The sequence below is a fragment of the Ensifer sp. BR816 genome (genome assembly GCF_000378985.1).
In the GTDB taxonomy this organism is placed as follows: Bacteria; Pseudomonadota; Alphaproteobacteria; order Rhizobiales; family Rhizobiaceae; genus Sinorhizobium.
In genome coordinates this window covers 3,945,955-3,961,047 of sequence record NZ_KB905370.1, presented here as the reverse complement: position 1 = coordinate 3,961,047, position 15,093 = coordinate 3,945,955, and the positions used below count along the sequence as shown (strand labels likewise).

General features: G+C 63.7%; 13 protein-coding genes. 10 read left to right on the top strand and 3 right to left on the bottom strand.

Translation table 11 applies throughout. The features are described from left to right. Positions 1–91 precede the first annotated feature (91 nt). Both RHIBR816_RS0119035 and RHIBR816_RS0119030 read left to right on the top strand, forming a co-directional pair. The gene (locus RHIBR816_RS0119035; protein ID WP_018238176.1) at positions 92–2,347 is read left to right on the top strand and encodes an ABC transporter permease; all 2,256 of its coding nucleotides are present in this window, start codon (positions 92–94) and stop codon (positions 2,345–2,347) included. Then, positions 2,340–3,128: an ATP-binding cassette domain-containing protein gene (locus tag RHIBR816_RS0119030; protein ID WP_018238175.1), complete on the top strand. Its 789-nt coding sequence runs from the start codon at positions 2,340–2,342 to the stop codon at positions 3,126–3,128. The genes RHIBR816_RS0119035 and RHIBR816_RS0119030 overlap by 8 nt, the downstream gene beginning before the upstream one ends. A 31-nt stretch (positions 3,129–3,159) precedes the next feature. On the opposite strand, the gene RHIBR816_RS0119025 is transcribed toward RHIBR816_RS0119030, so the two are convergent. Next, on the bottom strand, positions 3,160–4,554 hold the full coding sequence (locus RHIBR816_RS0119025) for a sulfite oxidase (RefSeq protein ID WP_026187189.1): 1,395 nt from the start codon (positions 4,552–4,554) through the stop codon (positions 3,160–3,162). Between the two features lie 195 nt (positions 4,555–4,749). Continuing rightward, the gene (locus RHIBR816_RS0119020; protein ID WP_018238173.1) at positions 4,750–6,213 is read right to left on the bottom strand and encodes a mannitol dehydrogenase family protein; all 1,464 of its coding nucleotides are present in this window, start codon (positions 6,211–6,213) and stop codon (positions 4,750–4,752) included. An 84-nt stretch (positions 6,214–6,297) separates the two neighbouring features. Between RHIBR816_RS0119020 and RHIBR816_RS0119015 the strand changes: the two genes are divergently transcribed. The 8 genes from RHIBR816_RS0119015 (at position 6,298) to RHIBR816_RS0118980 (ending at position 14,756) form a co-directional block, all read left to right on the top strand. Next, positions 6,298–6,996, top strand: a complete 699-nt coding sequence (locus RHIBR816_RS0119015; protein WP_026187188.1) for a GntR family transcriptional regulator — start codon at positions 6,298–6,300, stop codon at positions 6,994–6,996. A gap of 231 nt (positions 6,997–7,227) precedes the next feature. Next, positions 7,228–8,292, top strand: a complete 1,065-nt coding sequence (locus tag RHIBR816_RS0119010; RefSeq protein WP_018238171.1) for a glycosyltransferase — start codon at positions 7,228–7,230, stop codon at positions 8,290–8,292. Between the two features lie 253 nt (positions 8,293–8,545). Then, positions 8,546–9,805, top strand: a complete 1,260-nt coding sequence (locus tag RHIBR816_RS0119005; RefSeq protein ID WP_018238170.1) for an ABC transporter substrate-binding protein — start codon at positions 8,546–8,548, stop codon at positions 9,803–9,805. 95 nt (positions 9,806–9,900) lie between these two features. Continuing rightward, positions 9,901–10,821 carry a carbohydrate ABC transporter permease gene (locus RHIBR816_RS0119000; RefSeq protein ID WP_018238169.1) on the top strand — a complete coding sequence of 307 codons (921 nt, stop codon included), beginning with the start codon at positions 9,901–9,903 and terminating at the stop codon, positions 10,819–10,821. A gap of 4 nt (positions 10,822–10,825) precedes the next feature. Continuing rightward, on the top strand, positions 10,826–11,686 hold the full coding sequence (locus tag RHIBR816_RS0118995; protein ID WP_018238168.1) for a carbohydrate ABC transporter permease: 861 nt from the start codon (positions 10,826–10,828) through the stop codon (positions 11,684–11,686). 13 nt (positions 11,687–11,699) lie between these two features. Continuing rightward, on the top strand, positions 11,700–12,767 hold the full coding sequence (locus RHIBR816_RS0118990; RefSeq protein WP_018238167.1) for an ABC transporter ATP-binding protein: 1,068 nt from the start codon (positions 11,700–11,702) through the stop codon (positions 12,765–12,767). Positions 12,768–13,035: 268 nt separating this feature from the next. After that, positions 13,036–13,782: an SUMF1/EgtB/PvdO family nonheme iron enzyme gene (locus RHIBR816_RS0118985; protein WP_018238166.1), complete on the top strand. Its 747-nt coding sequence runs from the start codon at positions 13,036–13,038 to the stop codon at positions 13,780–13,782. Beyond that, positions 13,761–14,756: a ScyD/ScyE family protein gene (locus RHIBR816_RS0118980; protein ID WP_018238165.1), complete on the top strand. Its 996-nt coding sequence runs from the start codon at positions 13,761–13,763 to the stop codon at positions 14,754–14,756. The genes RHIBR816_RS0118985 and RHIBR816_RS0118980 overlap by 22 nt, the downstream gene beginning before the upstream one ends. A gap of 5 nt (positions 14,757–14,761) precedes the next feature. On the opposite strand, the gene RHIBR816_RS0118975 is transcribed toward RHIBR816_RS0118980, so the two are convergent. Further along, positions 14,762–14,956, bottom strand: a complete 195-nt coding sequence (locus tag RHIBR816_RS0118975) for a DUF2735 domain-containing protein (RefSeq protein WP_026187187.1) — start codon at positions 14,954–14,956, stop codon at positions 14,762–14,764. Between the last annotated feature and the right edge of the window lie 137 nt (positions 14,957–15,093).

The following is a 15,093-nucleotide window of genomic DNA, read 5'->3' as shown; positions in this document are numbered from 1 at the left end:
GAGATGGCCGGCAGGCCAGAGGGGGTAAGGCATCGGCATCCGTTTCGAACGGGTCGCATCATCGTGCGATGCGCAAGCGGCAGATCCCCATATGATACCGACCGAGACGACATCGCTCGGCCGCGCACCTTCCCAGCTCGCCGGCAGCTGGGAGGGCGGGCTGCTCGTTTTCATCGCGCTACTCTATCTTGCCGGAGCGGTCGTCAACCCGACCTTTTTCGGCTCGACCGAGGGTTTCCACGCGCTTCTTCGCGACACCTCCCGCGTCGGGATCATCGCCGTCGGCATGACCTTCGTCATCGTCAACAAGGATCTCGACCTTTCCGTCGGCTCAACCTATGGCCTGATCGCCGTCGTCTTCGCGAGGCTCTTCGCGCCCAGCTTTCTCGATTTCGGCCTCGTCGCCACCATCGTCCTCTGTCTGCTTCTCGGCGCCGCGATCGGCCTCGTCAACGGCGTGCTCGTCACGCTCCTCAAAGTCCCGGCCTTCATCGCTACGCTGACGATTCTGTTCATCGGCCGCGGCTTCGTGCTGGCGCTGACGCATGGCCAGGCCATCTACTATTCGGGCAAGGCCAGGGAGTATCCCACTTTCTTTCATCTGGGCGAGACGAATGTCCTCGGCTTCAACAACCAGATCGCCATCTTCGCCATCGTCGCGGCCGCCGGCGCGATTGTGCTTGCCAAGACGCGGTGGGGCTACGAAACCTTCGCCACCGGCGGCAACGAACAGGCGGCGGTCTATGCCGGCATCCCGGCGAACTGGGTGCGCATTCGCGCCTATCTGATCTCATCGCTTTCGGCGACCGTCGCCGCCCTCTTGGCGGCCGCCCAGGACAAGGGGGTGACCCCGCTCTATGGCGTCAGTTGGGAGCTGACCGTGATCGCCTCGGTGATCATCGGCGGGGCGTCGATCCTCGGCGGCCGCGGACGGGTCATCGGCTCCTGCCTCGGCGCCGCACTGGTCGTCCTCATCGACAAGGTGCTGCGCGAAGGCTGGCCGATCACGCGCACCGTCATCATCGACGGCGAGAGCATTGCGGTCAGCGCCCGCTATACGCTGCCGGCAGGTGCAGTGCTGGTCTTCCTCGGTCTTCTCCTCGTCATCGCGGTGCTGATCGAGCCCTATCTCATTCGCCGGCAGGTGCTGGCCCGCTTCTGGGCCTGGCTGCGCCGGCAGCCGCCGCCTCAAGCCATGGAGATGGGTGGCGTTGCGCTGGAGGGCGTGCAGACCAAGGGAGCGATGGCGGCGGACATGGCGCTGTCGGCGACGGGCTTCGGCAAATTCCTGGCGCGGCGCGATGCGCTCGCCATCATCCTTGCCGCTGTGCTGTGGCTCACGGGGTTGGTGCTTCGCCCGGACTATTGGTGGAACCTCTCCAACACCTTCGCCATCCTGCTCAACTATACGGAGCTGGCGCTGATCACCATCGGGCTCACCTATGTGATCGCGGCCGGAGACATCGACCTCTCGGTCGGCGCGGTGCTCGCGCTTGCCGGCAGCACGGCGGCCTATTTCCTCAAGGTGCTCGGCGCCGATCCGATGACGGCGATCGCGATGGGGCTTATCGCCGGCATGGCCGCGGGGCTCGTCAACGCGACAATGACTGTCGGTTTCAAATTGCCTTCCTTCATCGCCACGCTCGGCATGTTCTATATCGCCCGTGGCCTCGCCGCCTGGTTCGTCGCCGGGCAGCAATTGACCGGCTGGAGCGAGGCCTACAATCTCATTGGCCGCAAGGTTAGCGACGTCCTCCTTTATTTCAGCGTCTCGCTGCCGCCGGGCATCATCCGGACCGTCACGGAGGTCGTCAGCGTGCAGACAATCTGGATGTTCCTCGTCGCCGTGGTCGCCGGCATCGTGCTTGCCTATACGCCGTTCGGGCTCAAGGTCTGCGCCACCGGGGGCAACAGCCGCGCGGCCGCCTATGCCGGCATCAACACCAGCCGCATACGCTTCCTGTCGCTGATGCTGGCGGCGCTCTGCGCAACCATGGCCGGGCTCATCAATGTTGCCTATTTCCGCAGCTTCAACCCGGTTGCCGGCCAGTTCCGCGAGCTCGATGCCATCGCCTCAGTGATCATCGGCGGCGGATCGATCTTCGGCGGGCATGGGACAATGATCGGCGCGCTCGCCGGTGCCGCAGTCATCACCCTGATCCGGGCGCTGCTGCAATTGAACGTCCAAGGATTCACCATGCCACAGCACTGGATCAACGTCTTCATCGGCGTCATCCTGATCGTCGCCGTGCTGATCGATATATGGGTGCGCCAGGCCAACATACTCGGAACGCTGCGGGCGCGTTTCGCGAGGCCGTCGCCGAAAGGAGCGGGCAGCCATGGCTGATACGCAATCGCCCCGGCCGATCGTCGAGATGCGTGGGATCGAAAAGGCTTTCGGCGCCGTGCAGGCGCTTCGCAAGGTCGATCTCGTCCTCTATCCCGGCGAAATCCTCGGTCTCGTCGGCGACAACTCGGCCGGCAAGTCGACGCTGATGAAGATCCTGACAGGCGCCTATCAGCGCGACGCGGGCGAAATCCTCGTTGCCGGTCAGCCGGTGCAGTTCAAGAGCCCGCATGAAAGCCGCGACGCCGGCATCGAGATGATCTACCAGGACTTCGCGCTCTGCGGAAACATGGATGTCGGCCAGAACATCTTTCTCGGCCGCTGGCCGCTGAAAGGCCCCTTCGTCGACCGGCGGGCGATGTATGCGGAAGCCGACCGCGTGCTGAAGCGGTTGAAGGTCGATGTGAACTCGGTCTACCAGAAGGTCGAAAGCCTCTCGGGCGGTCGCCAGCAGTCGGTCGCGATCGCTCGGGCGATCTCGTTCGAGCCGCGCGTCGTCATCCTCGATGAACCGACCGCCAACCTTTCGGTCATGGCGACTGAACGGCTGCTCGAGACCATGCTCGAGCTGAAGAGGCAGGGCGTCGCCCAGATTATCATCTCGCACCGGCTCGTCGACATCTTCGCCGTCGGCGACCGTGTCATGGTACTAAAGCGCGGCGAATATGTCGGCGACCGTCACATCCGGAATACCGACGAGCACGAGGTGCTGGAGATCATCGTCTCCGGCACCCGCGACACGGCGCTGACGGCGGACGAAGCAAGAGGGCGCCGGCCTTAGCATGAGCGAGAATGGAGGCCTGCTGCAGGCTTCAGATCACCTGTGCGGTCACGCAGTGGATCGAGTTGTTGCCGTAGCCGAGACGGTTCCACTCGGCGCGCTCGGGCTGAGTCCTGCCCGCCATGTCGGTGGCGCGCGCCCGCACGACAAGCGGCCCCGTCTGATCCAGACGGGTGATCAGTTCCCACCATTGCCATGCAGAGCGCCGCCGTTCGCCGACAAGCCGTGCCTCATGCCACGGCCCGTCGTTCAGGCTGACATCGACCCTCGCTATGCTCCCGGCGCCTGACCATGCGACACCGCGGATCGCCGTCTCGCCGCGCGGCAGGCTCTCGCCTTGATCGGGCGAAGCGATCAGCGCCCGCACATTCATGAGCGTCACCGCCGCGCGCTCGTCGTGCCCGTTGCGTATCCACTCGTACCAGTACTTTTCCGTCTGATAATGGGCCTCGCAGGGCCTGTCGGTGACGATGATCTCGGTCAGCCACTTCACGGATGCCACGGCGTACCAGCCGGGCACGACCAGCCGCAGCGGGTAGCCGTGCGGCGGCGACAGCGGCTCGCCGTTCATCTCGTAGGCGAGCAGCGCTCCCGTTTCGCGGATCTGGTCGAAGGTGAGGCCGCGCTCGAAACGGATCGGTGCATCGTGACCCTCGACGAGGCCACCGTCCGCGCCGCGAAACGTGAGTTGCGTCGCGCCGGGGCGCAGGCCTGCCCGCTCGATCACCTCGACCAGCGGAACGCCGGTCCATTCGGCGGTGCTGACGGCGCCCATGCCCCAGGCCTCGCCGGGTACCTGCGGATCGAACAGGCTGCGGCCGTTGCCGGCACATTCGAGGGTGACCACGAGGCTCTCGGCATGAAGATTGTGAAGGTCTCTCATGCTGAGGTTCAGGGGTCTCTCGACCAGCCCGCCGACCGAAAGCCGATAGCGCTCGCCATCGAGGTTCGGGATATCGAAATGGTTGCGCAGGTAGAACCGGCCGTTGGGCATGACGGCCCCGCCAGCGAGGTCCGGCACCGACGTCTCGCCGTTCAGCGGATAGGCACGGTGAACGAGAAGCCCAGCCTCGATCGCTTCCTGGCAGGCATCGGCCGGATCGAGCAGCGCCGCCGAAATGTCTGCCGGGGGCGCATCGCAGCCGCCGCTCGCAACCACCTCGGCGCAGGTCGACGCCGCCATCACTTCGACCTCGCCGGCCTGCCGGAACGGCGTCAAGAACGCCTGGAGGGCGGTCTCGTCCGCCGCCTCGGCGATGAAGAACAGCGAATGTGCACCGCGAACGACGGCCTCGCCCTTGATAACGACGCCGTGGCGAGCGGCGCTTGGCCTGCTCAGATGGTTCAGCAGCATCACGCCCATGGCCGGATCGCGCGCGGGGCAGGCTTCGGGCGGGTGCTGATGTCGTACAATGAACAGAGGCATCGGTACCCCCATGCCTTTAGGCAAGACCGGACGAGCATTGGCGGCAATATATCATGCGGCATCTTCGCTTTCGCCGGGTATCGCTGAAAAGCCCCTTTTTGGAGGGATACGGCTCGAGCTTGCACTTCCGCGCCGTCTGCTGGATGGCGCGCGCATCGGAAGACCGTTCTTCCGGTCGCAAGGCCATCATGGGTCCTATTGCGCGTAAGCGCAAAGCGTCCTGGCCGAACCCTCTTCGAAGAGCTGCGTCAGAGCCTTGACGAGGGCGAGGCGGAATGGATGACTCGTCGCCAGATCTGCGCCGAACACGTCCTGCATCGTCAGGAAGGCGTCGACGATCTGCGCCGGTTCGTCGATCTCCCGGACCAGCCCGGCGATGCGGGCGGCATGCGGATCGCGGACGTCGATCTCCCGGCCCTGCTCGTCCAGTCCGCGCGCATAGCGCATCCAGGCGGCGACGCCGAGCGCCAGCCGCTCGTAGCCGGCGCCGGCCGTCAGGCGGTCGCGGATCGTGCCGAGCAGGCGTTGCGGCAGCTTCTGCGAGCCGTCCATGGCGATCTGCCAGGTCCGGTGGCGGAGCTTCGGATTGCGGAATCGTCGCAGGAGATCGGCGCGGTAGTCGCCAAGATCGAAGCCCGGGAGCGGCGGCAGGGTCGGGGTAGCCTCCTCACGCATCAGCCCTTCGATGAGCTTTTCCATGCCGGGAAGGACCATGGCTTCGGCCACCGTCTCGGCGCCGGCCAGGTAGCCGAGATAGGCAAGCGTCGAATGGCTGCCGTTGAGCAGCCGGAGCTTCATCATCTCGAACACGGCGACGTTGTCGACGAAGACGGCCCCCGATCTCTCCCAGGCCGGGCGGCCAAGCGGGAAATCGTCCTCGATGACCCATTGCTGAAAAGGCTCGGTCATGATCGGCCAGGCATCGTCGACACCAAGCGAAGCTGCTATCGCCTGCCGGTCGCTGTCGGTCGTCGCCGGCACGATCCGGTCGACCATGGTCGAGGGCGAGGCGACGCCGCGGACGAATTCGGCGAGAACCGGATCGCGCAGTTCCGCGAAGCGTGAGACCACGCGCTTCAATACGTGGCCGTTGGACGGAAGATTGTCGCAGGTCAGCAACGTGAACGGTGCGACGCCCGCTTTTGCCCTTCGGGCAAGCGCCTCGACAATGAAGCCGATCGCCGAACGCGGTTGCCGCGGATTCCCGAGATCATGGATGATGTCGGGATGCGCTTCGTCCAGCGCGCCGGTTGCGGGATTGTGGCAATAGCCCTTCTCGGTGATCGTCAGCGAAACGATGCGCGTGGCAGGATCGGCCATCCGCGCGATGACCGCTTCCGGGTCCTCCGGCGCGCACAGCAATTCGACGACGCTGCCGATCACCTGCAACTGCTCGCCTTCGCCATCCTGGATCTTCAGGGTGTAGAGCCCGTCCTGTGGCTGGAGTGCATCCCGCGTATCAGGGCTGCGGAGCGAGACGCCCGAGATCCCCCAGGCGGGATCGCCGGCGAGGATCGCATCCGTGAAGACTGCCTGGTGCGCGCGGTGAAAGGCGCCGATGCCGAGATGGACGATGCCTACGGTCACGCGTGCCGGATCGTAGTCCGGCTGCTTCACGATTTCCGGCAGGCGGTCGAGCGTCAATCTTGAAAGCCGCATGGAACTCCTCCTCCCGCCTCGATTGGCAAGGCTTGCAAATTGATATACTAGTATAGCAAAGACTGTCAAACAGGGCGTTCGGCATTGCGGCATCAACCTTCAGATGGGGCAAACGGCATAAGGCTTCGCCGCGTGACGACGGCGGCCGCCATCTATCAGCAACTCCATGCTGCGATCGCGTCGCTCGAGTTGAAGCCAGGAATGTCGCTGCAGGAAAAACGCATTGCGGAGGAATTCGGAGTCAGTCGCACGCCGGTGCGCGAGGCGCTTCTGCGGCTCGCTGAAACGGGCCTCATCGAGATCTTCCCGCAATCGGGCACCTTCGTCTCGCGGATCCCGATTTCAGCCATTCCCGAGGCGGTCGTCATTCGCAAGTCGCTGGAGCGCACCACCGTGGAGCGCGCTGCTGAGGTCGCCACAGCCGAGGATGTCGGGCGCCTCGATGCGATCATCGCTCGTCAGCGGGGTCATGCCGAGCGGAACGAGACGTCGCTGTTTTATGAGGAGGACGAAGCGTTTCACGAAGCCATTTCATCGATTGCCGGCTATCCAAACATCTGGACGCTCGTCAAGACGGTGAAGCTGCAGATCGATCGTGCCCGCCGCCTGACCTTGCCGGTGACCGGTAGGATGGCAGTCGTTATCGAAGAACATAGAGCGATCCGCGATGCGATTTCGGCACGGGACGAGGCCCGCGCCTGCGAAGCGATGATGCGCCATCTCGGCGCTGTGATCCCTGACGTTGAGGCCCTTCGAGAGGACCATCCGGGCTATTTCGCGTAAGGTTTCTCGCGGACGCACACGGGGTTCCGGATGGCTGGCCGTCCTCAAGGTCATTCAAATGCCACAAAACTGAAGACGCTCGACCACGGATCGAAAACGATCTTCGCCGCCCGTTGGCCAATATGGCAATGGCTCCGGCGCAGCCGGAGAGGCTGCATTCCGGAGCGGGCATTTCTCCAAGGACCGAATGAAGGTTCGCCGCAACCAAAGCAGATCTGCGAGGTTCATGCGATGCATTCCATCCAAGACCGACTTCCGGTCTCCATCATCATTGCGAACTACAACTACGCCCGTTTCCTGAGGAACGCGATCGAGAGCGCCCTCGACCAGAGCTACGGCGACGTGGAAGTCATCGTCGTCGACGATGCATCGACCGACAACTCCGCCGAGGTCATCGCGTCGTACGGCACCCGGATCAAGCCATGCCTGCGAGCGGCGAATGGCGGTCATGCCGCGGCCTTCAACAGCGGATTTGCATCAAGCCGCGGCGCGATCGTCCTGTTCCTCGACGCCGACGACTACCTCTACCCGAACGCCGTTTCCGAGATTGTCGCCCAATGGGATGGCGAGGTCGCGCAGATGCAGTTCCGGCTGCACATCGTCGACGAACGGCAGCGCGTCAAGGACGTCTTCCCGCCGCCCGAAGTGCCCTTCGATTCCGGCGACGTCATCCCGCAGTTGTTGCGTCGTGCGCGCTACCAGACGACCGTCACCAGCGGACTGGCTTTCGCGCGTTCGGCGCTAGAGAACATCATGCCGGTCCCTGAGCAGGAGTTCCGGCAGGGCGCCGACGGCTATCTGGTCACCGTGGCACCGCTTTATGGGAGGATAAGGTCGATCGACACCTGTCTCGGCGCCTACCGTATGCACGGAAACAACCATTCGATCTTCGCCGAGAGACTCGGCCAAAGGGCGCGCTGGCGGGTGGAGCATGATTTCCATCGGTTGCATGCCCTTTCGCGTCAGGCCGAGGACGTCGGGCTGGAAGTACCGGCGGACGCCAATTTGCGCGATCCGACGCATCTCGAGGAACGCCTGGCTTCGCTCTGCGTGGACAGCCAGCGCCATCCGGTGGCGGAGGACTCGCGGCTTTCGCTTGCCGCGGCCGGCGCCGCTGCCAGCATGGAGATGAATGTCTCGCTGCGCCGCCGTGCCATGCTGGCGGCCTGGTTCCTGTCAGTGGGTGTGCTGCCGCGACGCATGGCGCAGGCGGTCCTGTCATGGAAGCTCGTTGCCTCTTCGAGGCCTGCCTTTCTCGCGCGAATGTCCAGAACCATTCGCTATGTGACGGGTTAGGCTGCTCCTTCCGCGGACCGCGGGCCTTTCAAGTTGCAGCAAAAGCGGTAGCTGATACCACCCTCTCTAAATCAAGCGGAATGTGGTAGATTTGCGTTGGGAGCAACGTCGGCTTGTGGAGAAGCCCGACGAGGGTCGGACCCGTTGTGGGGCCCGGAACTCATGGACGTTGCATCAGCCTCTCCGCCAAGCCGGATCGGGCGGGACCTCCAGGAAGGGGGTTTCGTCAAGAGCTCGGATTGGGAGGTATTCAATGTTGCGCAAATTCTGTCTGGCCCTCGCCGTGGCGACATCGGCGTTTGCCATCAGCGCGTCTGCCTGGGCCGATTTCACGGTCCTTGTGCCATCGAGCAGCGAGGGCGACGGCCTTAGGGCTGCTGCTGACGACTACTCGAAGATGAAGGGCACGAAGGTGGAGATCGTCCAGGCGCCCTATGCCAATGTCTTCGAACAGGGTGCCAATGCAGGAGCAACGAAATCCGGCGTGTTCGATATCATCCTGATGGATGACCCGTGGATTCCGTTTTTCGCGGAGAACGGACATCTCGAGGACTTGACGCCATACTTCAAGAATGCGGGCATGGAGGGCCCGGACAACGACTTCCTGTCGAAGTCGCTGGCGATCTGCCGCAATCCCTACAATACGGGACCGTATGTGTGCCTGCCCTATGTGGGAAATGCCCAGATGTTCTTCTATGACGCAGCCAAGTACAAGGAGGCCGGCGTCGAGGCTCCGAAGACCTGGGACGACGTCCTGAAGGCTTCCAAGACGCTGACCGAGAATGGTGGCGGTCGCTATTTCGGCTATGTCTTCCGCGGCGGCCAGGGCAACCCCGTCGTGGCCGACTTCATGCCGATCTTCTGGTCCTACGGCGCCAATATGTTCAACGAGGACCGCACGAAGGTGACGATCGATACGCCGGAAGGGGCGGCCGCGATGAAGACGTTCATCGCGCTGCGCGACGTGTCGCCGAAGGGGATCGAGAGTTATAACGCCAACGAGGTCGGTACGGCCCTTGCCGCCGGAACCGCCGCCTCGTCGATCAACTGGCCGAACTGGGTTGCGACCTTCGAGGATCCGAGCCAGTCGAAGATGGTCGGCAAGATCTCCTACAGCCCGATTCCGGCCGGCACGAAGCCGGGCAGTTCGGAGATCGGCCACTGGACCATGGGGATCATGGCGGCGTCGAAGAACAAGCAGGAGGCCTTCGACTTCATGATCTGGGCGACCTCGCCCGAGCAGATCAAGATTTCCGCGAGTCGCGGCAATCCGCCCGTCCGGGCCTCGGTCTTCACCGATGCGGACCTCACCAAGCAGGAGCAGTTCCGCCACTATCCGGTGCTGATGGAGGCGATCCAGGCCTCGACGCCGCGTCCGCGCCATCCGAAGTGGCCGGAGATCGAGAATGCCTTCGGGATCGAGCTTTCCAAGGCGGTCGCGGGCACGATCACGCCGGAGGAGGCGCTGAAGAACGCGCAAGCCGCGGTGGAGCAGATCACCGGCCTTAAATAGACGGTTGCCTGTGTCGAGCGGGGCTCCCGGGAGCCCCGCTCTTGCCGTCGCACGGGTGTCACGGTGCGTACGGACAGGGTCTACGGGAGGGGCCGATGCTGAAGTACAAGGGCGAGCTCGCCAAGTCGCTCCAGCCGGGAGGATCGCTGGAGCATTGGACGGAGCGACATCTGCGCTACCTGATGCTTGCGCCGACCGTGCTCATCCTTCTGGTGCTGACGATTTTTCCCAGTGTCTACATGTTCTATGCGGCGGTCCACCGGATCAGCCCCAATCCCGACCTGCCCTGGGAATTCGTCGGCACCGGCAATTTCGTGCGTCTCATTTCCGACCCACAATTTCACGTCGCGGTCCGCAACACGGCGGTGTTCACGATCGTGGCGGTGGCGCTCGAATTCGTTCTCGGCCTCGGCCTGGCGCTGCTGCTCGACAGGTACATCCGGCGCCTCAGCTTCCTAAAGACGGTGCTGATGATCCCGATGATGCTGCCGCCGATTGCCGTCGCGATCACGTGGAAGATCATCTATGAGCCGCAGTTTGGCGTTTTGAACGAGATCATGTTTCAGCTCGGTCTTCCCGTCCAGGCCTGGGCGGGCGACGTAAACCTCGCGATGTTTTCGATAATCGTCGCCGATGTGTGGCAATGGACGCCGTTCATATTCCTTCTGATGTTGGCGGGGCTGGCAAGTCTGCCGGTCGAGCCCTATGAGGCGGCAGCGCTCGACGGCGCTTCGTCCTGGCGCCAGTTCTGGGATCTGACGCTGCCTTTCCTGAAGCCGGTGATCGCCATTGCGCTGCTGTTGCGCGTCATGGATGCGCTGCGCCTTTTTGATCTCGTCTTCATCCTGACAGGAGGCGGCCCGGCAGACCGGACCAAGGTCCTGAGCCTCTACATCTACCAGGTCGCCTATCGCTTCGCCGATCCCGGTTATGCGGCGGCGATATCGCTCTTCGTGCTGTTCGTGACGATCGTGCTCAGCACCTGGTTCATGAAACGCATGCGGCTGGCGGAGTGAGACGATGGCGACGATCAGGACACGCAGCCGCGGCCGGGAGATGCTTCTCCGCCTGTCGGCCTATCTGACGATCCTGGTTGCGCTGATCCTGACGCTCTTTCCCGTCTACTGGATCGCGGCGAACTCCTTCAAGTTCGACATCGACATCTTCGCCGTTCCGCCCGAATGGCTGCCGCGCAACCCGACCCTGAAGCACTACGACGAAGCATTCATCCAACGTCCGTTCCTGCGCTACGCGCTGAACAGCTTCCTCGTCGCCGCCGGAACGACCGCCATCTCCGTGACCTTCGGCACGATGGCCGGCTACGCGCTGGCGCGGTTCAGCTACCCCTGGCAGTGGCGCAAGCAGATTTCGTTCTGGATCCTTTCGACGCGGATGATGCCGCCGATCGTCAGCATCATCCCGCTCTACCTGTTCTTCAACTATTTCGACATGCTCAACACCAAGTCGGCGCTGATCATCGCCTATACCGCCTTCAACCTGCCGTTTGCGACCTGGATGATGAAAAGCTATTTCCAGGATCTGCCGGTCGAGCTGGAAGAGGCGGCGATCGTCGACGGCGACACGCGCTGGGGCGCCTTCCTGCACGTTGCTCTGCCGCTCGCCCGCCCCGGGCTCGCGGCGACTGCCATCTTCTGCCTGATCATCTCGTGGAACGAGTTCCTGCTGTCGCTCGTCATCACGCTGACCGAGCAATCGCAGACGCTGCCGATCGGCATTGCCGGGCGGGTAACCCAGTACAAGACCTATTGGGGCGAGATCAGCGCGGCGGGCTTCATGGCCTGCGTGCCGATCGTCATCTTCGCCTTCATCGTCCAGAAGCATCTCGTGCGGGGGCTCTCCCTCGGCGCTGTCAAAGGGTGAGGGGTCGAGGCCTATGGCGTCCGTCCGGTTCGACAATGTGACCAAGAAATTCGGCGAGTTCGTCGCGGTCCACGATTTCAACCTCGAGATCCGCGACAAGGAATTCCTTGTGCTGCTCGGGCCCTCGGGCTGCGGCAAGACGACCACGATGCGGATGGTCGCCGGCCTCGAGGAGGCGACATCCGGTGATATCTTTATCAATTCAGACCGCATCAACGACGTGCTGCCGAAGTATCGCGACGTGGCGATGGTTTTCCAGTCCTATGCGCTCTATCCGCACCTCTCCGTCGAGGACAATATCGGCTACCCCCTGAAGATCCGCAAAGTGCCGCCGGAGGAATACAAGCGACGCATCACCGAGGTGGCGCGCCGCGTCGAGCTCGATACGATGCTGAAGCGCCTGCCCAAGGAGCTTTCGGGCGGCCAGCGCCAGCGCGTGGCGCTGGCGCGTGCCATCGTGCGCACGCCGCGCGTCTTCCTGATGGACGAGCCGCTTTCCAATCTCGATGCCAAGCTGCGCACCCAGATGCGGGCGGAGCTGAAGCACCTGCAGCACGAGTTGCAGGTCACGACCATCTACGTGACACACGACCAGATCGAGGCGATGACGCTCGCCCATCGCGTCGCCGTGATGAACAGGGGCGTGATCGAGCAGCTCGGAACGCCGCGGGAAATCTACAACGATCCGCGCACGCTCTTCGTCGCGGGTTTCATCGGTTCCCCGCCGATGAACCTCATCCCGGGGGAGGTGAAGGACGGCGTGTTTGCGAGCGCAGGCTTGCGGGTCGGCGGTGCCGGCCACGTCAGCATTCCGCGCGCCGTGCTCGGGGTGCGACCCGAGGATGTCCACGTGGTGAACCCGGAGGACCCTGACGTCAATCTTGTCGCACCGATCTATTCGGTGGAGCTGACCGGCGAAAACACGCTTGTCAGCCTGCAACTCGGCGGCCGGCTCATGACCTTGCGCGCCGACAAGAACTTCGCCGGCCAGATCGACCAGCGGGTCGGCACCAGGATCGAGACAGACCGCATGTTCCTGTTCGATGCGGAGACGGAGCGACGTGTCGACATTCAGAATTGAGATCTTGGGCACGGATCGAATTGGGGCGGGTGCCGTTACCCCCCTCTGCCCTGCCGGGCATCTCCCCCTCAAGGGGGGAGATCGGCAAGCGGCAATGTCTTGCCTGCACAATTTACTTTCACCTGCATCAGCCACTTTGACGATTTCAGCATCTTCGACCCCGATATCGCGCAAGGCGGCGCCTCTAGCCGATCTCCCCCCTTGCGGGGGAGATGCCCGGCAAGGCAGAGGGGGGTGTGGTCTGGTACTCGGATCGCGCCTTCATGCCGTGACAGCGGCAATCGCTTTCGTCATCTCGTCCGGAGCGCTCGCCGGCGACCCCCAGCCGATTGATGGCAACCCGCTCATTGAAATCCCCGCCGGTCCCTTCGTGTTCGGCCGCGACGACGGCCCCGAGAACGAGAGGCCGCAACGCGTCGTCCAGGGCAGACCCTTTGCCATCAACCGCACCGAGATCACCAATCGGCAATATGCCCGCTTTGCCGCCGAGACCGGGCATCGGCCCGCCTTCTATGCCGATCACCCGCTGCTTGGACTTCCCGACCGGCCGGCGGTCGGCGTCAGCTGGCCGGACGCCGATGCCTTCTGCCGCCATCATGGCCTCGCCTTGCCGACCGAGCAGCAGTATGAAAGGGCGGCGCGGGGCGCCGAGGGTAACGCCTTTCCCTGGGGCAGCAGCGACCGCCTCGAGGAGCGGGCCAACATCGGTGCGGCTCTCTGCTGCTCCGGCGACGACCGCGACGGTTATGCGATGACCGCCCCTGCAGAGTCTTTCGCCGCCGGCGCCAGTCCGGAAGGCGTGCTCAATCTTGTCGGCAATGTCTGGGAATGGACGCGTGACGTCTATCGACCTTACGTCGGAGCGTCGGCCACCGAGGGCCGCCATCGCGTGCTTCGCGGCGGCGCCTGGAACAGCGACGCGCGCCACCTGACGACCACCTACCGGCTCGCCTACGATCCCGACTTCCGTTTTGCTGCGAATGGCGGTTTCCGATGCGTCCGCTCCTCGCGCTGATCGCCGCCGCCGGGGCGCTGCTTCTGGCTGGCAGCGCGGCTGCCGAGCCGGTGGCGGCAGCGGGCTACCGGCTCGAGACGGTTCATGTCCCCGGCGCCGCCTTTGCCGGCCTTGCCCGCGACGGCGGGAGCCTGCTCGTCACCGAGCTCGCCAGCGGTCGCCTCTATCGTCGCGGTGAAGACGGGCGCCTCCAGCCCTTCGGTCCGGTCTTTCCCCATGGCCCCGACGTTATCGGCGACCCGACCGGGCCGTATCGTGTCGCGCGTGTCGGTGCCGAACTCATCGTGGCTCAAGGGTGGACACCGGCCAGCGCCGAAGCGGATCCGCGCGATCACAGCCTGGTTGCGATCGATGCCGCGGGCAAGACGCGTATCATCAGCAATGATTTCTGGAACCCGTTCGATTTCGTCGCCGCCGACCAAGGCTTCTATGTCGTCGACGCGGCACGCAACAGTGTCGAGCATGTGCGATCCGACGGGCGAAAGAGGACCGTGGTCAGTTTTCGACGATTGCCGCAGGCGGCCGATACGTTGCAGAACCTTTCGCCGACGGAATTCGCGGCGGATAGTAGCTACGAGGTCGATGCGGTGCCGACCGGGATTGCGCTCCACGAGCGGCGTCTCCATGTCGCGCTGTTCGGCGGCTTTCCCTTCCTTGCAGGGGCAGGGACGGTCGTTTCGATCCCGACTGGGGGCGCGCCCGAACCGCGGCTCGAGGTTGACGGCCTCAACGCGCCGGTGGCTATTGCCTTTGCAAACGACGGGGGAATGTTCGTGCTCGAGCACGGGACCTATGATCAGAAGCAAGGCTTCGCAAAAGGCAGTGGCCGACTGCTCAAGATCGATGCTGCCACGAAGAGCAGGAGCACCATTCTCGACGGCCTGACACGGCCGGTCTCGGTGCTCGTCTGGGACGCCCGGCAACTCGTTGTTTCGGACCTCGCCGGCAACCTATATCTGTTGACGCTCCAATAGCGCACTCAGTGCTTGGTGCTTGTGTCCTCGCGAACCGCTTCCTCGTGGTACCAGCAGCCGTCAATGGCAGCCGCGCACACTTCCGACGAAGCGAGACTCGCTTTGCGCTGCACCTCCGAACGGCGATCCTCGGCCTTCCGGGAGATATGTGTCGGGAACTGGTAGATCGTCGCGGTCTTGCCCTGAAAACTCGTGGCCATGCTCTGGTCTCCCGTGAGTCCTGACCAGAAAGATAGTACGCTGCGGCGGAAATTGCACATCATTTGCGCTAATTGCTGAAAAATCGATCAATTGCCTGCCGGAATCGCAAGCAACCACCCCGGTTCGCTGTTGAGGG